Origin of the sequence: Kitasatospora sp. NPDC052896, from assembly GCF_044547075.1 — a bacterium.
Lineage (GTDB): Bacteria > Actinomycetota > Actinomycetes > Streptomycetales > Streptomycetaceae > Kitasatospora.
On record NZ_JBITZU010000010.1, the window covers coordinates 34,263 to 53,821 of the forward strand.

At 72.5% G+C, this 19,559-nt stretch carries 15 protein-coding genes and 3 pseudogenes; 9 read left to right on the forward strand and 9 right to left on the reverse strand.

What is annotated here, in order from left to right; all coding sequences use genetic code 11:
- On the forward strand, positions 1-2,139 hold the full coding sequence (locus tag ACIGXM_RS21410) for a caspase domain-containing protein (protein WP_396563169.1): 2,139 nt from the start codon (positions 1-3) through the stop codon (positions 2,137-2,139).
- A 318-nt stretch (positions 2,140-2,457) separates the two neighbouring features.
- The gene (locus ACIGXM_RS21415; protein WP_396563171.1) at positions 2,458-3,876 is read left to right on the forward strand and encodes a sugar porter family MFS transporter; all 1,419 of its coding nucleotides are present in this window, start codon (positions 2,458-2,460) and stop codon (positions 3,874-3,876) included.
- 64 nt (positions 3,877-3,940) lie between these two features.
- Here the strand turns inward: ACIGXM_RS21415 and ACIGXM_RS21420 are convergent, their stop codons facing one another.
- Complete coding sequence (locus tag ACIGXM_RS21420; RefSeq protein WP_396563173.1) at positions 3,941-5,476, reverse strand: hypothetical protein; 1,536 nt, start codon at positions 5,474-5,476, stop codon at positions 3,941-3,943.
- Positions 5,477-5,954: 478 nt separating this feature from the next.
- Here ACIGXM_RS21420 and ACIGXM_RS21425 point away from each other — a divergent pair, with 478 nt between their 5' ends.
- The 4 genes from ACIGXM_RS21425 (at position 5,955) to ACIGXM_RS21440 (ending at position 10,830) form a co-directional block, all read left to right on the forward strand.
- On the forward strand, positions 5,955-6,194 hold the full coding sequence (locus ACIGXM_RS21425) for a hypothetical protein (protein WP_396563174.1): 240 nt from the start codon (positions 5,955-5,957) through the stop codon (positions 6,192-6,194).
- Between the two features lie 352 nt (positions 6,195-6,546).
- Positions 6,547-8,676 carry a SpoIIE family protein phosphatase gene (locus ACIGXM_RS21430; protein ID WP_396563176.1) on the forward strand — a complete coding sequence of 710 codons (2,130 nt, stop codon included), beginning with the start codon at positions 6,547-6,549 and terminating at the stop codon, positions 8,674-8,676.
- 241 nt (positions 8,677-8,917) lie between these two features.
- Entirely contained in the window at positions 8,918-9,841 is a 924-nt protein-coding gene (locus tag ACIGXM_RS21435; protein WP_396563178.1) for an NADP-dependent oxidoreductase, read from the forward strand.
- A gap of 50 nt (positions 9,842-9,891) precedes the next feature.
- Positions 9,892-10,830 carry a cupin domain-containing protein gene (locus ACIGXM_RS21440; protein WP_396563180.1) on the forward strand — a complete coding sequence of 313 codons (939 nt, stop codon included), beginning with the start codon at positions 9,892-9,894 and terminating at the stop codon, positions 10,828-10,830.
- A gap of 195 nt (positions 10,831-11,025) precedes the next feature.
- On the opposite strand, the pseudogene ACIGXM_RS21445 reads toward ACIGXM_RS21440, so the two are convergent.
- Positions 11,026-11,589: pseudogene (locus ACIGXM_RS21445) on the reverse strand (FAD-dependent oxidoreductase); the annotation flags it as partial.
- Complete coding sequence (locus ACIGXM_RS21450) at positions 11,471-11,716, reverse strand: ferredoxin (protein ID WP_396563182.1); 246 nt, start codon at positions 11,714-11,716, stop codon at positions 11,471-11,473. The pseudogene ACIGXM_RS21445 and the gene ACIGXM_RS21450, both read right to left, overlap by 119 nt.
- 218 nt (positions 11,717-11,934) lie before the next feature.
- Between ACIGXM_RS21450 and ACIGXM_RS21455 the strand changes: the two genes are divergently transcribed.
- Positions 11,935-12,612 carry a hypothetical protein gene (locus tag ACIGXM_RS21455; RefSeq protein ID WP_396563183.1) on the forward strand — a complete coding sequence of 226 codons (678 nt, stop codon included), beginning with the start codon at positions 11,935-11,937 and terminating at the stop codon, positions 12,610-12,612.
- Here ACIGXM_RS21455 and ACIGXM_RS21460 read toward each other — a convergent pair.
- Entirely contained in the window at positions 12,609-13,001 is a 393-nt protein-coding gene (locus ACIGXM_RS21460) for a PPOX class F420-dependent oxidoreductase (RefSeq protein ID WP_396563185.1), read from the reverse strand. The two genes, ACIGXM_RS21455 and ACIGXM_RS21460, sit on opposite strands and share 4 nt — an antisense overlap.
- Positions 13,002-13,144: 143 nt before the next feature.
- Between ACIGXM_RS21460 and ACIGXM_RS21465 the strand changes: the two genes are divergently transcribed.
- Positions 13,145-13,555, forward strand: a complete 411-nt coding sequence (locus ACIGXM_RS21465; RefSeq protein ID WP_396563187.1) for a GNAT family N-acetyltransferase — start codon at positions 13,145-13,147, stop codon at positions 13,553-13,555.
- Between the two features lie 92 nt (positions 13,556-13,647).
- Here ACIGXM_RS21465 and tnpA read toward each other — a convergent pair.
- A pseudogene (gene tnpA / locus ACIGXM_RS21470) lies at positions 13,648-14,015 on the reverse strand (IS200/IS605 family transposase); the annotation flags it as partial.
- Positions 14,016-14,178: 163 nt separating this feature from the next.
- Between tnpA and ACIGXM_RS21475 the strand changes: the two are divergent.
- A pseudogene (locus ACIGXM_RS21475) lies at positions 14,179-14,796 on the forward strand (RNA-guided endonuclease TnpB family protein); the annotation flags it as partial.
- Positions 14,797-15,074: 278 nt separating this feature from the next.
- Here ACIGXM_RS21475 and ACIGXM_RS21480 read toward each other — a convergent pair.
- The 4 genes from ACIGXM_RS21480 to ACIGXM_RS21495 all read right to left on the reverse strand — a co-directional run bounded on the left by ACIGXM_RS21480 (position 15,075) and on the right by ACIGXM_RS21495 (position 19,448).
- Positions 15,075-16,199, reverse strand: a complete 1,125-nt coding sequence (locus ACIGXM_RS21480; protein WP_396563189.1) for an amidinotransferase — start codon at positions 16,197-16,199, stop codon at positions 15,075-15,077.
- A gap of 392 nt (positions 16,200-16,591) precedes the next feature.
- Positions 16,592-16,981, reverse strand: a complete 390-nt coding sequence (locus ACIGXM_RS21485) for a transglycosylase SLT domain-containing protein (RefSeq protein WP_396563190.1) — start codon at positions 16,979-16,981, stop codon at positions 16,592-16,594.
- Between the two features lie 637 nt (positions 16,982-17,618).
- A complete protein-coding gene (locus ACIGXM_RS21490) occupies positions 17,619-18,431 on the reverse strand; it encodes an MIP/aquaporin family protein (protein ID WP_396563192.1) in 813 nt (270 codons plus the stop codon).
- 42 nt (positions 18,432-18,473) lie between these two features.
- Positions 18,474-19,448, reverse strand: a complete 975-nt coding sequence (locus ACIGXM_RS21495; RefSeq protein ID WP_396563194.1) for a zinc-binding alcohol dehydrogenase family protein — start codon at positions 19,446-19,448, stop codon at positions 18,474-18,476.
- Positions 19,449-19,559: the final 111 nt, after the last annotated feature.

Here is a 19,559-nt window from a genome sequence, read left to right on the forward strand (position 1 = left end):
GTGGCCGACCGCTACGCCCTGATCGTGGCCAACGACCTCTACGAACACGAGGGGTTGAGCAGACTCACCGCCCCCGCGCACGACGCCGAGGCCCTGCAGGCCGTCCTCGGCGACCCGCAGATCGGGCGGTTCCAGGTACGGGTGATCCACAACCAGCCGTCCCACGTCATCCGGCGGGAGATCTCCGACTTCTTCGCCGACCGCAGGCCCGACGACTTCCTGCTGCTGCACTTCTCCTGCCACGGCCTCAAGGGCCCGGACGGCGCCCTGTACTTCGCCGGTTCGGACACCGTGCCGACCCGGCTGCCCGCGACCGGCGTGGCCGCGCACTTCGTCAACGCCGAGATGTTCGACAGCCGCGCCCGCCGCGTCGCGCTCTTCCTGGACTGCTGCTACGGCGGCGCGTTCTCCAGGGGCGTGCGGGCCCGCGCGGACGACACGGTGGACGTGGTGACCTCGTTCCTGCCACCCCCCACCACCGGCCCCGGCGCGTCGGTGGACGGGCGCGGCAGAGTGGTGATCACCGCTTCCAGCGCCACCGAGTACGCCTTCGAGGACGACCGGTTGACCCGGACCAGTCGGCGCACGCCGTCGGTGTTCACCGGCGCGCTGGTGGAGGGCCTGCGCACCGGTGCGGCCGACACCGACGGGGACGGCCTGGTGGACGTCGACGAACTCTACGAGTACGTCTACGCCCGGGTGCGTGCCACCACCAGCCACCAGACCCCGCAGAAGTGGGTGGACCTGCAGGGCAGGCTCGTCATCGGCTGGGCGCCGCCGGCCGCGCGTCTGGTGGCGGCCGAACTCCCGCCGGAGCTGGTCTCCCGCACCGGCCAGGAGAGGGCCGCCGACCGGCTGGCCGGTGTCCGTGAGCTGCGGCGGATCCTGCTGGACGAGGATCACGGGCGGGCGGTGGGCGCACTGGACCTGCTGCAGCGGCTGACCGACGACGACAGCAAGGAGGTCTCCGCGGCGGCCACCGCCGCGCTGGAGGAGGCCCAGCTCAAGGCGGTCCCCGACCGGATCGACCTCACCGAGACGCGCCCGGGCGAGCCCGCGCCCGCGCGGACCGTCAAGCTGGTGGGCTCGCCACTGGCCCGGGTCTTCCAGGCCACCACCACCTCGCGCTGGTTCACGGTGACCCAGAGCGAGGCCTCCGATCCGGCCGGCGCCTGGGTGAAGGTCACCGTCGATGCGGCCGCACTGCCGGAACAGGCGGCGGCGGCGCGCGGGAGCGTCAGCGTCCTCAACCGCCTGGGCGAGTTCGAGATCCCGGTGACCGCCCCGGGCACCGGACGACTGTGGGCCCGCGGCAGCGTCCCCACCCCGCCCGAGGCCTGGAGGGACCGGGCCACCTGGAGCACCTGGGCCGCCGACCAGCGCGTGGTCATCGCCCTGGGCGCGGTGATCCTCACGGCGTGGCCGTTCGCCAGGGCCTCCACCCTGCACCACTCGAGCGTCATCGGCGCCGGGTACTTCGTGCTGCGCGCGGTCCTGCTCCTGGCCGGCCTGCTCGCCCTGGAGCGCTCGGACGCGCGACGCACCACGGGCCTGGGCCTGGTCTTCGCCTGCGCCGTCTACTACCTCACCGACGCGGTCGAGCTGCTGCACGACGACGCGGACGTCTTCGCCTGGCTGGAGTTCACGGCCGTCCTCGCCCTGATCGGCGCCCTGGTGATCCGGCTGTGGCCGTTGCCCGCCGTTCCCCGCCGGCTCGATGCGCGCCCACCGGGGGGCCGCCGGCCGCTCGTCTGGCTGCCGCTCGGCGCGGTCGCGCTCCAACTCGTGCTGCTGTTCATCGCGGTGCCGAACACGAACGGGACGCTGTCGGACGCGGCCGGACCGATCGGGGCCCTGCTCGCGGTGCTCCCGATGGGCGCGCTGTGCGTCGCCGCCGCCCTGACCGAGCCGCGCGACCTCGAGCGGCGGCGCTTCGTCACCGCCGCCGCCTGGGCCTACTTCGGGCCCGAGGTGTACTTCCTGCTGGGGTCCCTGCTGCTGGCCCCGCGCTACGTCTACCTGGGCGCCGACGTCGCCCTCTTCCAGTTGTCGGCGCCCTGGTTCGTGCTGGTGCAGGCCGCGGCGGCCACCGTGCTCGCGCTGTCCACGACCGTGCTGCTGCGCGGCCCGGTGGGGTGAGGACCCGCGGCCGCGCCGGCCCCGCACGTCCGGCCCCGACCGCGTCACCGAGGGCCGCCTGCCCGGCCCGGGCCGGGGCAGGCGGCCCTCGCTGGTGCCCGCGCTCGCGCCCGCCCCGGGACCCGGGGAGCTGGCATGAACGCACTCGTTCATTTCTTGATGACAACACCGGCCTTGGCCGGGCAAGAGTTCGGGTTTATGCTCAACTTCTCAAGCTGGACGGGACAAAGGCGTGCCGGGTCAATTCACTATCTGAACACCTGACCATCATGCCTGCCCTGCCCGTTCCGTCAGGCACGTCAGGCACTAGGAGCTCAGGTGACCAGCACCGCCCCGGCGCGGCAAGCCCGCAGACCCGCCACCTCGGACCATCTCGGGCACGTCATCTTCATCACAGCCGCCGCCGCGATGGGCGGTTTCCTCTTCGGTTACGACAGCTCGGTCATCAACGGCGCGGTCTCCGCGATCCGGGACAAGTACCAGGTCGGCTCGGGTGAGCTGGCCCAGGTGGTCGCGGTCGCGCTGATCGGCAGCGCGATCGGCGCGGCGCTGGCCGGCCGGATGGCCGACCGGCTGGGCCGGATCCGGGTGATGCAGATCGCCGCCGCGCTGTTCACGGTGAGCGCGGTCGGCTCGGCGCTCCCGTTCTCGCTCTGGGACCTGGCGCTGTGGCGGGTGCTGGGCGGCATCGGCATCGGCATGGCCTCGGTGATCGGCCCGGCCTACATCGCCGAGGTCGCGCCGCCCGCCTACCGCGGCCGTCTGGGCTCCTTCCAGCAGGCCGCGATCGTGATCGGCATCGCGGTCTCCCAGCTGGCCAACTACGGCATCCTGCAGGCCGCCGGCGGCAACCAGCGCGGCCACGTGCTGGGCCTGGAGGCCTGGCAGCTGATGCTGGGCGTGATGGTGGTCCCCGCCGCGCTGTACGGGCTGCTGTCCTTCGCGATCCCCGAGTCGCCGCGCTTCCTGATCTCCACCGGCCGGATCGACCGTGCCAAGGCCGTGATCGCCGAGGTCGAGGGCGAGCAGGCGGACCTGGACGCCCGGGTCACCGAGATCGAGCACGCCATGCGCAGCGAGCACCGTTCCACCTTCAAGGACCTGCTGGGCGGCCGGTTCGGCCTGCTGCCGATCGTCTGGGTCGGCATCGGACTGTCGGTCTTCCAGCAGCTGGTCGGCATCAACGTCGCGTTCTACTACTCCTCGACGCTGTGGCAGTCGGTGGGCATCGACCCGAGCTCCTCGTTCCTCTACTCGTTCACCACCTCGATCATCAACATCATCGGCACGGTGGTCGCGATGGTCTTCGTCGACCGGGTGGGCCGCAAGCCGCTGGCCATCGTCGGCTCGGCCGGTATGGCCGTCTCGCTGGCCCTGGAGGCCTGGGCGTTCTCCGCCCGCCACGGCGCCGACTCCGCGCTCCCGCACGGCCACGGCCTGCTGGCGCTGATCGCCGCGCACGCCTTCGTCTTCTTCTTCGCGCTCTCCTGGGGCGTGGTGGTCTGGGTCATGCTGGGCGAGATGTTCCCCAACCGGATCCGCGCCGCGGCGCTCGGTGTCGCCGCCGCCGCGCAGTGGGTCGCCAACTGGCTGATCACGGTGACCTTCCCGACGCTGTCGGACTGGAACCTGTCCGGCACCTACGTCATCTACGCCGTCTTCGCGGCGCTGTCCATCCCGTTCGTGGTGAAGTTCGTCCGCGAGACCAAGGGCAAGTCCCTGGAGGAGATGGGCTGATCGCCCCGAACCCGGTACCACGACGGGCCCGGTCCGCAGCACCCGCGGACCGGGCCCGTCGCCGTCAGGCCAGGGCCCGGCGCCGGTGGCGGATCTGTCGCAGGCACCCGACGGCGACGGCGGCCAGCAGCAGCACCTGCCCGTAGGGCACCAGGCGGTAGGCGATCTGCAGCACCAGCGCGTACAGCCAGTGCGGGGTGAGGACGTGGGCCAGACCGGGGTCGTACACCAGGGTCAGCAGCGTGGTGTGCGCGAGGACCACCACGTCGAACCAGGAACGCGGCAGCATCGCCAGCAGCAGCCAGGCGATCGCCTCGTACCAGGGCCGCACGTAGGCGGTGCCGAGCAGGTAGGCCAGCACGAACGCCAGCGCCGGGCGGGCGGCCAGCTGCGCCGCCCCGGCGTCCTCGACGTCCTGCGGCAGCGCGGCCGACACCAGCACCACCAGCAGCGCGACGGTGACCAACTCCAGCGCGGTGGTGGCCAGGTTGGAGCCGGCGGTGCCGAACAGCGGGATGAGCAGGTTGCGTTGCAGCAGCTGCCACGGCGTGCCGTCGGCGGCCTGGTTGCTGACGGCCCGCGCGTTGCCGATCGCCTGCGGGGTGAGCCCGTAGCCGACCGCGAGCGCCGCGGTCCCGGCCAGCGCGGCGAGGGCCAGCCGCCGCCGATCGTGCCGCAGTTGCCAGGCGAAGGGCAGCGCGAAGACGCCCATGGTCAGCTTGATCGCACTCGCCGCGGCCAGGGCCAGGGCGGCGGCGACGGGCGAGCGGCGCAGCGCCCAGAACGCGGCGACCACGCACAGCGCTCCCAGGGTGTCGACATGCGGGCCGGCCACCAGGTTCCACCACAGCACCGGGTTGAGGGTCCACAGCAGCTGGGAGCGCACCCGCCGCGCCGGGTCCGCTCCGGCCAGGCGCAGCAGCAGCGCGCCGGTCAGCAGGAACGCCGCGCCGCCGAGCACGGACAGCAGCCACACCGTGCGCAGCATCGAGGCGCCGCCGAGCAGGGAGGCGGTCCACTGCGTGGCGGTCGCCACCGGGCCGTAGACCGAAGGGGTGTGCAGCCAGGGCTCGGCGAGCGACAGCCGGCCCACCGGGTCGCCGCTCTGGGCCAGGCCGGCGGGGGTGACCCGGTACGGGTTCAGGCCCAGCGCCGCGATCCGCCCGTAGGCGGCGTAGTTGAGCGGGTCGGTGGTCCCCAGCGGCGGCACCAGCAGCAGGGCGGCCACCGCCACCGCCCCGCCCGCCAGCAGCCGCTTTGGACGCGGCGCCCAGCCACGCCGCACGGCGACCAGGCCGCCGGCCACCGCCGCGGTACCGGCCGCCAGCACCACGGCCACCAGCACCCAGACCAGCAGGTCGCTCGGGTGGGCGTGGGCGAACCACGGCGGAAGCACGCCGGCGGCGCCGAAGACCGGCTCGACCGCGGAGGGCCCGAGCAGGCCCAGGGCGACCATCAGGACCAGGCAGACGGCGCAGGCCGCCAGCACCGCGCCGCCCAGCCCACCGCCACCACGGCGGTGGCGGCCTCTCGCGCCACCCCCGGCACCCGCCGCGGGGGGCGCCGGACGGCGCGGTGCTGACAGGGATCTCGCTGACACGCCGGTGACCTCGATCTTCGGGGGAGTGGGATGCGCCGCACGAGGGTCCCACACCAAGATCGAACACCTGTGCCACATCGGGGCTCCGGCCGGGCGTGAGCGGCGCGGCACGCGGCGACATGCGACGGTTTCCCCCCTTTTCGCGAGTCGCCGCGCTACCGGGCCGCTACATCGCCGCTACCCGCCCGGGCGCCCGCCGCCGGGCGAGGACGAACCCGCTGGCGGATGGCGTGGGTGTGGGAGCGAGAGGGGCGGCTGTGGTGCCTGGTCTCCGCCCGCAACGGCGCCTCACTCGACCTGCACCGCGCGCTCGGCTTCACGGTGCAGCGCACGGGCGACGCCTTCCAGGGCGTGACCTTCGCCGGCGGCCAGGGGCTGCTGCTGGGCGCCCGACGCCCCGACGACGGGCGACCCCCCGGTAGGCCCCCAACGGGCCGCCCGGGATGCACGCCGCCCGCGCCTGCCACACCCTGGCGGCATGAACCGCAACGCCAGCGCCACGCCCGGTGAACCGCTGATCGAAGTCGCCGAGTTCCGCACCGACAGCCGCTACCGCCTGGCCCACTTCAAGGGCCACGGCTGGGAGCCGGTCGACCCGCAGGAGTTCAAGGCCGAGGCGATGCGACTGTTCCCCGGCATCGACCTGGAGGACCCGCGGCAGGTGCACTGGGAGGACCGCCCCTGGGAGTGGCCGGCCTGGCACCCCGGCGAGGCCTGAGCCACCGTCCCCGCACCCGACCGGGGCGCGCCCGCCGCTCCCCTGAACGGACGTCACCCGCCCGGCCGCACGGCTCCAACCCGCCCGGGGCCCTGCGCCACGCCCCGGGCCCGCCGCCGGCCGAGCGGTACACCGAACGCCGCGTCCCCCCGCCAGCGGATCGGGCGGGTCGGCGCCGGCCGCGGCCAGTGGCCCCGGGCCCGCCGGCCTGCCCCGGGCGCTGGGGCTGCCCTTCGCGCGGGGCGGGGGAGACGATGGAAAGGCGCGGCCGGGCGCACGCGAGGAAGGGACACCGAGCGCGCCCGCACCCGTGCTGTCCGCGTGCCGCGACGCGCCGGGAGGAGTGGCTGGCATGAGCGGTAGCGGCGGTAGCGATCCGTCCGGGCCCGACCCCAGGCCCGCGCCGCAGTCCACGCCCGTCCCCGTCCCCGGGATCGGCCCGCTCGCCCCCGGCAGCCTGCTGGACACCCTGGCGGTCGCCGCGATCGTGCTCGGCGACGACGGACGGATCGTGCTGTGGAGCCCGCAGGCCGAGGACCTGTTCGGCTACACCGCCCAGGAGGCCCTGGGCCGCCCCGCCGCCAAACTGCTCGTCGACGAGCAGGACCTGAACCTGGTGCTCACCCTGTTCGCCAAGGTGATGGCCGGCGAGGGCCCCTGGGCCGGCGCCTTCCCGGTGCGCCACAAGGACGGCCGCCGCCTGCTCGCCGAGTTCCGCAACATGCGCCTGCAGGACGAGCGGGGCCGCGGCTACGCCCTGGGCATCGCCTCGGAGCGGGCCACCGTCCGCCGGGTCGAGCGCGGTCTGGCCCTGTCCGAGCGCCTGGTCACGCAGTCCCCGATCGGCCTGGCCGTCCTGGACACCGAGCTGCGCTACCAACTGGTCAACCCGGCCCTGGAACGCATCAACGGCGTCCGCGCCGAGCAGCACCTGGGCCGCACCCCCAGCGAGGCCCTGCCGCTCCTGGACACCCGGGAGATCGAGTCCTCGATGCGCCGGGTGCTGGCCGAGGGAACGCCACTGGTCAACAAGACGGTGCTCGGCCGCACCCCGGCCGACCCGGACAACGACCACGCCTGGCGGGCCTCGTACTTCCGCCTGGAGGACGCCGCCGGGCGGCCGCTGGGCCTGGCGATCTCCGTCCTGGACGTCACCGAGCAGCACCACGCGGCCCTCCAGGCCGCCGCCGTCCGCCGCCAGCTGGCCCTGATCGCGGACGCCTCGGTGCGCATCGGCACCACGCTCGACCTGGACACCACCGCCCGCGAGCTGGCCGACGTCGCCGTCCCGGAGCTGGCCGACGTGGCCGCCGTCGACGTCCTGGAGTCCGTCCTGGACGTGCTGGAGGACCGGCGCTCCGGCGACGTCGCCCCCGGCGAGCTGGCCTTCCGGGCGCTGGCGGTCAAGACCGCCCGCCCCACCCCCGCCGCCCAGGCCGCCGACCCGGTCGGCGAGCCGTGCCGCTACGGCGCGGACCGGCTGGTCACCCGCTGCGCGAACACCGGCCGCCCGGTCCTGGTCTCCCACATCGGCGCCCACGACCTGCCCGCCATCGCCCGCGACCTGCCCGCCGCCCGCCTGCTGGCCCAAGCCGGCGTCCACTCCTACCTCGCGGTGCCGCTGATCGCCCGCAGCGAGGTCCTGGGCGTCCTCGACCTCAAACGCACCCGCCCCTCGCGCCCCTTCGACCACGACGACGTCCTGCTGGCCGGCGAACTGGCCGCCCGCGCGGCGGTCTGCATCGACAACGCCCGCTGGTACCAGCGCCAACGCCGCGCCGCCCTGACCCTGCAACGCCACCTGCTGCCCCGGCGCCCACCGCGCCAGCCGGGCCTGGAGGTCGCCTACCGCTACCAGCCCGCCGGGGCCGCCGGAGAGGCCGGCGGCGACTGGTTCGACGTCATCGCGCTCAGCGGCGACCGCACCGCCCTGGTCGTCGGCGACGTCATGGGCCGGGGCATCAACGCCGCCGCCACCATGGGCCAACTACGCACCGCCGCCCGCACCCTGGCCGGCCTGGAACTCGGCTGCGCCGACGTCCTGCACCACCTGGACCGCATCACCACCGGCCTGGACGAGTCGATCGCCACCTGCGTCTACGCCGTCTACGACCCCCACCGGCTGCGCTGCCACATCGCCAGCGCCGGCCACCTGCCACCCGCCCTCGTCCACGCGAAGGGCCCGGCCGAACTCCTCGACCTGCCCACCGGCGCCCTGCTCGGCGTCGGCGGCGTCCCCTTCGAGGCCGTCACCCTCGACCTGGCGCTCGGCGACCAACTCGTCCTCTACACCGACGGCCTGGTCGAGACCCGCGGCCAGGACATCGACGTACGCCTGCACGAACTCCTCGACCTGCTCACCGACCGCCACGGCCCGCTGGAGGCCACCTGCGACCTGCTCCTGGACGCGCTGCGCAACCCGGAGGAGACCGACGACGTCGCCCTGCTCATCGCCCGCACCCGCCCCACCGACCCCTCCTGAGGCCACCGTGGCAGGAGCCCGTCGTCCAGGCCGACCCCAGGAGCGGACACGGGCCTCGAGGACACCCGCCGGGCCTGTCGAACGCGGCCCCGCGCCCGCCCACGGCATGCCCGCAACAGCCAGACGGTGAGACGATCGGACATGAAATCGAGAGGGCAGGCCATTCAGGCGCTCCGCCCGGCTCCCTACGGTTGAGGACATCACCTGAAGCGGTCGGGTGCGACACAGTGGGGAGACCACCATGCGTGCGGTCAGCCAGAACTCCTTCGGCGGTCCCGAGGTCCTTGAGGTCGTGGAGCGCGAGAAGCCGGTGCCGGCAGCCGGTGAGGTGCTGGTGCGGGTGGGCGCCAGCGCCCTCAACCCGGTGGACGCGATGGTCCGCTCCGGGGCCCTGCCGCTGCTCGGCGAGCCGCCCTTCGTGCTGGGCTGGGACATCAGCGGTGTCGTCGAGCAGACCGCACCGGGCACCGGCTTCGCGGTCGGCGACGCGGTCTACGGGATGCCCCGCTTCCCGGGCGAAGCCGGCGGCTACGCCCAGTACGTGACCGCCCCCGCCACCCAGCTGGCCCACCGCCCCGCCACACTGGACGACGCGCACGCCGCCGCGCTGCCGCTGGCCGCCCTCACCGCCTGGCAGGGCCTGGTGGGCGCGGCCCAGCTGGCCGCCGGGCAACGGGTGCTGATCCAGCGCGCGGCCGGCGGAGTGGGCCACCTCGCGGTGCAGATCGCCAAGGCACGCGGCGCCCACGTCATCGCGCTGGCCAGTACGCCCAGGCACGCCTTCGTGCGCGATCTGGGCGCCGACGAGGTGATCGACTACCGGCACACCGACGTCACCCGGACACTGCGCGAGGTGGACGTGGTCCTCGACTCCACCGGCCAGGGCGAGCGCTCACTGCGCGTGCTGCGCGAGGGCGGGGTGCTGGTCACCATCCTCGAGCACCGCGACGAGCGGCTCGCGGCCACGGTGACGGCCGCCGGGCGGCGCTTCGCCGGGATCTCCGTGGTGCCCGACGGCGCGGCCCTGGCCGAGATCGCCGCCCTCGTCGACGCCGGCCGCCTGCGCCCGCACCTCGCCGCGACCTTCCCACTCGCCGAGATCGACAAGGCCCACCGGCTGCTGGACGAGGGCACCGCCCAGGGCAAGATCGTCCTGACCCTCTGAGACACACGAACGACGAAACACACACCCGACCAGGCAGCGGAGGCACGGCGATGGACATCCTCACCGAGGTGCTGGCCTCGATGCGCACCGGCTGCCCGGTCTCGGTGCGCACCGAGGGCCGCGCACCGTGGGGGCTGCGGCTACCGGCGGTGGCCGGAGCGGGCTTCCACGTGGTGCTGTACGGCACCTGCTGGCTCCTCCCGCTGGAGAACACCGCCCACACCCGCCGCCCGATCGCGCTGAGCCCGGGCGACGTGATCTTCCTGCGCGACGGCCGCGGCCACCTGCTGGCGGACGACCCCACCACCCACGCCACCGTGCCCCAGCCCGCGCGCTTCGCCCCCGGCTCGCCGATCGGCCACCTCACACTGGGCGGCGACGGCGCGCGCACCAGCCTGCTCTGCGGCGCCTACCACCTGGACCAGGGCCGCCCGCACCCGCTGCTCGGCCAACTGCCCGAGGTGGTGCACCTGGAGACCCGCCACGGCCGCCACCCCGAGCTGACCGCGGCCGTCCAACTGCTCGGCGCCGAGCTGGAGGCCCCGCGGATCGGCTCGGACGGCATCGTGCCGGCCCTGATCGACGCACTGCTGCTGTACGTGCTGCGGGCCTGGCTGCAGGACCAGCCCGCCACCGCGGTCGCCGGCTGGGCCGCGGCCCTGCGCGACCCACTGGTCGCGCCGGCCCTGGCCGCCATCCACCAGGACCCGGCGGCCCCGTGGAGCGTGGAGTCACTGGCCGATCGGGCCGGCACCTCCCGGGCGACCTTCGCCCGCCGCTTCACCACCCTCGTCGGCGAGCCGCCACTGGCCTACCTGACCCGCTGGCGGATGACCACCGCCGCCAGGCTGCTGCGCGAGGCGGACCTCTCGCTCAGCGCGATCGCCACCCAGACCGGCTACGGCTCGGAGTTCGCCTTCGCCAAGGCCTTCAAACGCGCCCACGGCCTGCCACCCGGCGGCTACCGCCGCCAGGCACAAGCCACCTGACGAACCATCAGACAATGACGCGGTCGAAACCGACAGGCAGGTGACGCGGCCCGCGCAGCACCGCGCTGGCACGGTAGGGGGCGGGTCGGCCAGCAACCGGAGACCCTCCAGACGACGCACCAGTTCGCTCAGCGCGAGCTGCGCCTCCAACCGGGCCAGCGGCGCGCCGGTGAACCCACCACCGATCACCAGCACCCGCCGCACCCCCTGCTCCAGACGCCGGTGCAACCGCTCGGCGTCCTCCACCGTCCGCAGCGTGAACACCCCCTCCAGGGCCGCCTCCTCGGCCACCCGCCAGGGCCGCGCCCGCACCCCGGTGGCGATCAGCACCCGGTCGAAACCCACCGACGAACCATCCGCCAGAGCCACCCGACGCTCCGTCAAGTCCAACCGCACGGCGGGAACACCCAGACGCCACTCGGCATCCAGATCCCGACGCCGGGGCAGCACCGTCCGCCCCGGCGGCACCCGGCCCATCAGGACCTGCTTGGACAACGGCGGCCGATCATACGGCTCACACACCTCGTCACCGACCATCGTCGGCGTCCCCGCGAAACCCTCCGCCCGCAACGCCTCGGCAGCCCGCAACCCCGCCAGCGACGCCCCGACGACGATCCGCCCACCCGGCGCCGGCCGCCCCTCAACCCCGCCCACGGCCACCCACCCCGCCAGAGGCGAACACGACCGGAGCCCGCCCGGCCGCCTCCACCGTGATCGCCTGCACCGGACAGGCCGCCGCCGCCTGCACCACCCGCGCACGCCACGCCTCCTGCGGACCCGGGTGGTACATCAGCGCCTCCTCACCGTGCAGGGCGAAGACCTCGGGCGCCAGGAACACGCACTGCGCATAGCCCTGACACCGGTTCAGATCGACGACCAGCCGCATCCGGGCCACGTCCCTTCACCACAGATCCGCGCGGGCCCGACCGCGCCACGCCCGCCAGGAGGGAAGCTACCCGAGCCGGACAAACACCGCATGACGGACACCAGGCCGGTGACTGGGCCGGCGGAGTGAACGTCCACCGCCCAGGTGCGCCCGCACGACACGAACCCCCCACCAACCGCCACCATGGGCCCCGCCCCGCACACCACCCAGGAGGACCCATGCAGGCCACCCCGCCGGCCACCGACGACACCCCCGCACAAGCCCTGCGCACCCCACGCGCCGCCGGCGTGGCCGGCATCCTCTTCGCGCTGCTCCTGGCCCTCGCCCTCGCCCTGGTCAGGATCGCCATCCCGACCCACCCCGGCGGCGCCGGCGCCTGGCTCGCCACCACCTCCCACCGCTCCCTGCTGCGCACCGCCCTCGCCCTGGTGCCCTTCGCCGGCGTCTTCTTCCTCTGGTTCATGGGCGCGGTGCGCGACCACGTCGGCCACCCGCACGACCGCTTCTTCGACACCCTCTTCCTCGGCAGCGGCCTGGTCCTGCTCGCGATGCTCTTCGTGCTGACCGCCGCCGTCGACGGCCTGATCGAGGTGGCCTCCGGACCCACCTCCGGCCAGCTCCAGGAGTGGGTGTTCGGACGCCACCTCAGCTTCGTCCTGCTCTCCGGCTACCTGGCGCGGATGGCCGCGGTGTTCACCCTCAGCACCACCACCATCGGCCACCAGCTCGGCGTCTTCCCCCGCCGGCTCACCTGGTTCGGCTACCTGGTCGGCCTGGCAATGCTGTTCGTGGTCAGCATCCTGCCCTGGTCAGAACTCCTCTTCCCCGCCTGGGCCCTGGCGGTCAGCTGCCACGTCCTGCGCGCCGACCTGCGCACCCCACGCCCGGCCCGCTAACCCATGCCGCTGACGCTCTCCGGCTCGATCACGAAGATCACCCGGACCTGGTCCCGCCCGCCGTACCACGGGTACGCGGTGCCCAGGTAACGCCTGGACAACGCCTCGATGTGCTCCACCGCGCCCTCGGTCCGCACCTCCACCACCCGCCCGCGCACCTGGAAGTACCGCGACGGGTTCGCCGGGTCCGAGACCGCGACGGCCACCCGCGGATCACGCCCGATGTTCCTGGTCTTGACGTGACTCTGCACGCTGTTGATCAGCACGTGCTCACCATCGGTGTCCACCCAGGTCTGCGTCACCTGCGGCGAACCGTCGGCCATCGAGGTGGCCAGGTAGCAGATGCCGCGCGAGCGCAGCAGCGTGAGCAGTTCCTCGGACAGTCCCAAGACAGTCTCCCGGTCATCGGATGCGGACGCCGTCCCCGCCACGGCGAACACGGCATGATCACGGCGCAGCATACGCACCCCCACCGGGGAGCGAACGACCGCCAGGGCTTTCGCCCGACCCCGCCACCGGATAGAACACCACGGTGAAGATACGCACCGGCGGCCCCGACGACACCACCGACATCCTCCACCTGGTCGACGACGCGGTCACCTGGCTGACCTCCCTCGGCCGCACCGGCCAGTGGGGCGAACAGCCCTGGAGCACCCGACCCGCCGCCGTCGAACGCGTCCGCGCCTACACCCACGACCGCGACACCTTCTGGACCCGCATCGCCGAGGACGCCCAAGGCACCACCGTGGGCAGCTGCGTCCTGTCCGAACACGCCCCCGACCACGCCACCCCGCCCGGCCGCCGCGAACCCTACGTCCGCAACCTGGTCACCTCCCGCGCCCGTTCGGGCTCCGGCATCGGCGCGGCCCTGATCGCCGACGCCCTCCAGGAGACCCGCCGCCGCGGCCTGACCCTGCTGCGCGTCGACTGCTACCGGGGCTAATCGCAGTCAACCGGGCTTCAGCTTGGTGGTGAAGCGATTCTGAGGCCGTTCTGACCGTGACCGTGGGCTCCCTTCCACGCTGTGGATGGTGCTCGTGTGGGTGGTCGGGTGGGCTGGTTCTGCTGTTCGATGTAGTGCCGTAGCGCGGTGATCGGTGCGTCGCCGAGGGATTCGGCGAAGTACGAGCTGGACCGCAGGCGCTGTGCGTGCCAGTGGTGCTGGACCCGGTCGGGGAACTCCTGACGCGTCCGGCGAGTGGAGACGCCCTTGAGGGAGTTGACCAGCTTGGACAGGGCGGCCTTCGGGGGAAGGTCACAAGCGGGTGGACGTGGTTGTTCTCGCCGTTGAACTCGACGAGCTCGCACTCGAAGTCGGCGCACACCGCCCGCGTGATCTCTTCCATGCGCGTCAGGTGCGCGTCGGCGAACATCTTGTGTCGGAACTTGGTCACGAAGACCAAGTGCGCGTGTAGCGCGAAGGGGCAGTGCTTTCCAGGTGCGGATTTCCATGATGGCCAGTCATAAACCCAAGTATGCTGGGCTGGTGCAGCTCCGCTATGGCTTCCGCTTGGACCCGACGGCTGGTCAGCGTGCTTCGCTGGCCCGGCCGACGGTCTGCCCGCGGTCGGCCTGGACCTGGGGCTGACGCACTTCGCGGTCCTCTCGGACGGCACGAAGATCGACAGTCCGAAGTTCCTGCGCCGGGCCGAGAAGAAGCTGAAGAAGGCTCAGCAAAACCTGTCCCGGAAGGAAAAGGGCAGTAAGAACCGACAGAAGGCCCGTGTCAAGGTCGCCCGGGCACATGCGAAGGTCGCGGACGCGCGGTGCGAGTTCCACCACCAGCTCTCCACCCGGTTGATCCGCGAGAACCAAGCGGTGGCCGTGGAGGACCTGGCGGTCAAGGGGCTCGCCCGTACCCGTCTGGCGAAGTCCGTGCACGACGCGGGCTGGTCGGCCTTCGGGGCGATGCTGGAGTACAAGGCCGCCCGGTATGGGCGCACGTTGGTGCATATCGGCCGGTTCGAGCCCACATCGCAGCTCTGCTCGGCCTGCGGAGTCAAGGACGGCCCCAAGCCCCTCGCGGTCCGGGAGTGGACCTGCGCCGGGTGCGGCGCGTCCCATGACCGGGACGTCAACGCCGCGATCAACATCAAGACGGCCGCCGGACTGGCGGCATCAGCCTGTGGAGCGAAGGTAGGACGGGCACCCGTGCCCGCACAGCGCGAAGAAGCAGGAACCCACCCAGGCGCAGCGCGGAGGGAATCGCCGCCTTTTAGGGCGGCGAGGATGTCAAGCCGGAGGCGACCGCCAACTGGTCGCCCAGTAGCGGCGGTTGGGCTTCACCCCCACCGACACCTGCCAGGTCGAGCAGCCCAACGGCCCCTGGCCCGGCCAGATCCTGGCGATCGAACTGTGAACCTCCACCAACCACCACCGCTGCGACACACGAGAACAGCCCTCCTCCGCGGCCCCCGCCGACCCACCCGGCCGGCGCCGGCCGCGCGACGGGCCCGGGCCGGTCAACGGACATACGATTCGAGCGTGCCGCGCCGGCGGATGTCGAGCGTCGCGCAGTGGAACGAGCCACCGAACGGCGCGTAGTGCAGCAGGTCGCACGGAATCGGCTCGAACCCCCACTTCTCGAGCGCGCGCAGCATGCCGGTGTGGTGCCGTTCCGCGATCACCCGTTTCTCGTCGATCATGAGAACGTTCATGTTGAGCCACTTGCCGCACAACGAGGTCATCTTGAGGAACCGCTCGTCGATCGGGTCGGGCTCCGGGGCGATCAGGACGTCCCACGAGCTCAGGACGTCGGGCAACCGGTCGACGTCGACGTACTCGGGATTGACCAGCACCTTGCCGGGCGCGAGCGGGAGGAACGTCGTGTCGATGTGCATCGGCGTGCGGCAGCGGCTCTCGATCTCGTGGATCCGGTAACCGGGACCGAGATGGCGACGCAACCAGTCGATGCCCATGCGGTTGGTGACGTTGCTCCGCGTGACGAACAGGTCGCGTCCCGCGCGCACGAAATCCGCCGCGTCGAACACCGGCTCGAACTCGGTGAGGATGTAGCGCATGGGCTCCCCGGCCTCGGGGATCCGGAAGTCCGCCTCGAACAGTGCGTCGGTGAGCTGCGGCTTCGGCGCCGCCGTCCAGCGCGCGCCGCGCCGGAAGTAGTCCTTGAGGACCCTGCGATAGGAGTGGGTCTCGAAATACCGGCACGGCCACGCCATCGGGGTCTCGATGATCTCGTCACCGATCACGAGCATGCTGTCACGCGGACAGGTGCTGCAGAAACCGCGCGACGACCAGTCGGGGGTACCGAAGCGCTGCCCGTGGTCGATCGCGTCCGGACGCGTGACCGTGATGCCGAGGGACTGTAGGAGGGCGACGAACTGATCGAGCTCACGCCGCGCCGGCCCGATCAGCGTGCGCGGGTACTTGAAGCCGGCGGCGAGCCCCTGCAACCGCGCCGCCCACGGTGGGATGTTGCAGGCCACGACCGGATGGCTGGAGGGGATCGTCGCGGCATCGAGACGCCCGACGAGGACCTCCTCCAGCGGGTCCCACTCGTTGTGTGAGCTGACCGGCGAAATGAGAGGTTCCGCGGCGTCATCAGTCGTGGCCGACGGCGCCGACCTCACGCGCGGTCCACGGCCCACGTACGGGCATCACGGCCTGCCGCCGCCAGACGGCCGGGCCTGCGCACTACCGCCATGCTCAGTCGCTTTCGATCAGAAGCTGGTGACTTAAAGTATGCAATATATCACTTAAAGTACATGGCTGGGTTGTCGGCGTCAACGAGCGAACCCCATCCATCTGACGCCCGACGGGACCCCGACCGGTCCGGCTGTGCCCGCGTGGTGGTTCCGGGGATGGCCGAAGGGGCCCGGGACGCGGTGGCGTTCCGGGCCCCTTCGGGCGCTCCGAGAGTCCCTGTCCGACGCGTGGAGCGCTGCGGGGGTGGCTCGGGGTGTGATCAGCGGCTGGTCAGCGGGTGATCACTGCTACTGGATCTGCGTGGGATTCGCGGGGATCAGTAGTTGTGGTGGGTCTGCCAGTAGGCCCAGGCGGCGTTGGGGCTGCCGTAGCGGGAGTTCATGTAGTCGTAGGCCCACTTGATCTGGGTGGTGGGGTTGGTCTTCCAGTCGGCGCCGGCGGAGGCCATCTTGCTGGCGGGCAGGGCCTGGCCGAGGCCGTAGGCGCCGGAGGAGGGGTTGGTGGCGCTGACGTTCCAGCCGCTCTCGTGGGAGACGATCTGGCTGAAGGAGGCCAGCTGGTTGGCCGGGACGATGCTGGCGGCGATCTGCTGGGGGGTGGCCGCGGAGGCGGCGGTGGGGGCCAGGGTGGCGCCGAGGGTGGCGATGCCGGTGGCGGTGAGGAGCAGGGCGGCGGACTTGCGCATGCGGGTGGTGATCACGGGCATGTGGGAGTTCGACCTCAATCGGTTGGGCGCTGGCTTGTCGACGTGGGTTCCGCGGGCCGGACAGGGGCTTCGCGGGTCGGGGCCGTGCGCCGGGCACGTCGCGTGGTGCGGGTGCCGTTCGGGAGGTGCGACTGCGGGGTGTGGTTCCCGCTGCCGCATCTGGCGACCTGGCCATTGTTAGCGGGCCTTGGGGTGGGCTCCAAGGGGTGCTGAAACGATGGCCGGTCGTAGGTCGCGGGGTGTGCGGGCGTCGGCCGGGCATGCCGCTACCCGGGACAAAACGGACCAAACCACCCAGCTCGAAATGTCGCCCGAACGCCGAAACCTGCCACCTGACCTGCGCGAACACCCAAGGCGGTGGCGCCGGGCGCGAGGAGCACCGTCCGCACGGTACGAAGAGCTGACGGGGTGCCGGGAGAAGTCCACTATCGCCGGTAGTGGGCTCGAAACGGCTGTGGGCACCGTCACTGGACACCCCACCCCGATGTCCGCTTTCTGTGCTTTTGGGGTCGTTTGTGTGTGGTGTTGCGTGGGATCTTGAAGGGTCCCGCCGCCCGCTCAGCCGCCCGCTTCGGAACGGCCAACGGCGCGCCCGGGGCCTGCCCGGTTCAAAGGGGGAGGCGCAGAAGGGGGAGGTTCAGAACGGGGAGCCGGCGGAGCGGGTGCCGCACAGCCGATGCGTGGCCACAGCACGCCGCTTCATGAGCCTGGTGCGCAGCGGTGCCGCCAGAACGGCGCCCACCATCGGAGCGAGCAGGTAGACCCAGAGGAAGTCGAGCCGACCCGAGACGATCGCCGGCCCGAACTGGCGGGCCGGATTGACCGAACCGCCCGTCGTCGTCCCCAGCAACGCGATCGCCATGCCGATCAGCAGCCCGACGAGCCAGGGAACCAGCGGCGCCAGCCTCTCCACCGACAGGAAGAGCCCGACCAGGAGCACGATGACGGCCATGGAAGCGGTCTCCGCCGCGAAGAGGGCCCCGGCCGACCAACCGAGACCCGGTTGCAACGCGGCGTCGCTCACCGGCGCCCGCCCCGCCGCAGGCCCCCACACGGCTCGGGCCGCGAGCGCACCGAGCAGGGACCCGAGCAGCTGCGCCACGACATACGGCACGACCGCGACCCCGGCGAAGACCCCGAAGCGCCACATGGCGAGGGAGATGGCCGGATTGATGTGCCCGCCCGACACCTTCCCCACCGGGCTGAGGATCAGCCCGGCGAGGATCAGCCCGACGCCCACGCCGATGATCAACAGTTCCGCATGGAGCTGAGGGACCGCCGCGGACACGGGCGAGGGCCCCGCGACCCATCGCACGATCGTGACGACGCAGAAGAGCAACACGAACGCCAGGAGGCACTCCGAAGCGCTGCCCCGGGCCACCACCGGCCAGGTCGCCGCGCCGGCCGGGACCCGGGGGGACGGCCCACCGTGCGCCTCAACGGCTCGCATGGCAGTGGTCTCCTCGAGGCGGCGGGGCTTGGTCTTCGGGGTTCAAGGACAGATGACCACTCGGCCGCGTGTACGGTTCGCCACCGCCCGGTAGGCGTCCACGCCGTTCTCCAGACCGTAGCGGTCGACGACAGGGAGCGGGCGGAACTGTCCGGACTCGAAATACGGTGCGAGCAGGCCGAGCCGCGCACCCGATTCGACGACGCCGAGCTTCGTGCTGTCGCACCCCAGCATCCGCGTCTCGTTGTGGTACAGGTCGACGAGGTCGATCTCCACCGTCCGCGTGCCGATCGCACTGATCACCACGAGCCGGCCGCGATGAGCGAGCGAGGCCAGCGCCGCCGGGGTCGTGACGCCGCCGACGGCGTCGTACACCACGTCCGCTCCCTTGCCGCCGCTGAGCCGCTTGACCTCGGATCCGATCTCGTCCGGGCTGCCGTCGAGCGCGACGAACTCCTCGATGACCGATGAGGCAGGGGTGCCATCGGCGGGCCGGACCCGGTCCATGCCGATCACGCGGGCACCGAGGGCGTGCGCGATCTGGGCGACCGCGCCACCCACACCACCCGAGACGCCGAACACCGCGATGGTCTCGCCCTTGCCCAGCTGGGCGACCTCGACCGCGCCGAGCCAGCCGACGACGAAGTTGACCCCCACGGTCGAAGCCTCCTCGAAGCTCAACCGCTCGGGCTTGCGGACCAGAGCCCGCGCCGGAACGGCGAGCAGCTGCGCGTGGGAGCCGTCACGGGTGAAGCCCACGTCGCCTCCCGTGCCCCAGACCTCCGCACCGATCCAGTCCCGTGGCCCCTCGAGGACGACGCCGGCGAAGTCGCGCCCCGGGGTCCGGGGCAGGGTCGTCCACTCCATCGCGCCGGCGACGTTCCTCAGATCGGAGGGGTTCACCGAGGCGGCCTTGACGGCGATGACGGCCTCACCGTCGTCCGCCACCGGATCGGGCAGGTCGGCGACGTGCAGGACGTCGGGATCGCCGAAGCGGTCAAAACGCAGAGCGCGCATGGCGGACCCCTTCCGAGAACGGGGCACTCCGCTGTTCGCCCAGCTCACCGCGCGCCGAGCGGAGATCGTGCCCGTTTCCAAGCCCACCACGACCGATGGCAGGCGGCAAAC

What these genes read in the sequence shown, in the direction of transcription:
- ACIGXM_RS21425 (WP_396563174.1), top strand. Translation starts at nt 5,955, where the DNA reads ATGAACCGCAACGCCAGCGCCACGCCCGGTGAACCGCTGATCGAAGTC.
- ACIGXM_RS21430 (WP_396563176.1), top strand. Translation starts at nt 6,547, where the DNA reads ATGAGCGGTAGCGGCGGTAGCGATCCGTCCGGGCCCGACCCCAGGCCC.
- ACIGXM_RS21435 (WP_396563178.1), top strand. Translation starts at nt 8,918, where the DNA reads ATGCGTGCGGTCAGCCAGAACTCCTTCGGCGGTCCCGAGGTCCTTGAG.
- ACIGXM_RS21440 (WP_396563180.1), top strand. Translation starts at nt 9,892, where the DNA reads ATGGACATCCTCACCGAGGTGCTGGCCTCGATGCGCACCGGCTGCCCG.
- ACIGXM_RS21450 (WP_396563182.1), bottom strand. Translation starts at nt 11,716, where the DNA reads ATGCGGCTGGTCGTCGATCTGAACCGGTGTCAGGGCTATGCGCAGTGC.
- ACIGXM_RS21455 (WP_396563183.1), top strand. Translation starts at nt 11,935, where the DNA reads ATGCAGGCCACCCCGCCGGCCACCGACGACACCCCCGCACAAGCCCTG.
- ACIGXM_RS21485 (WP_396563190.1), bottom strand. Translation starts at nt 16,981, where the DNA reads ATGCCCGTGATCACCACCCGCATGCGCAAGTCCGCCGCCCTGCTCCTC.
- ACIGXM_RS21490 (WP_396563192.1), bottom strand. Translation starts at nt 18,431, where the DNA reads ATGCGAGCCGTTGAGGCGCACGGTGGGCCGTCCCCCCGGGTCCCGGCC.
- ACIGXM_RS21495 (WP_396563194.1), bottom strand. Translation starts at nt 19,448, where the DNA reads ATGCGCGCTCTGCGTTTTGACCGCTTCGGCGATCCCGACGTCCTGCAC.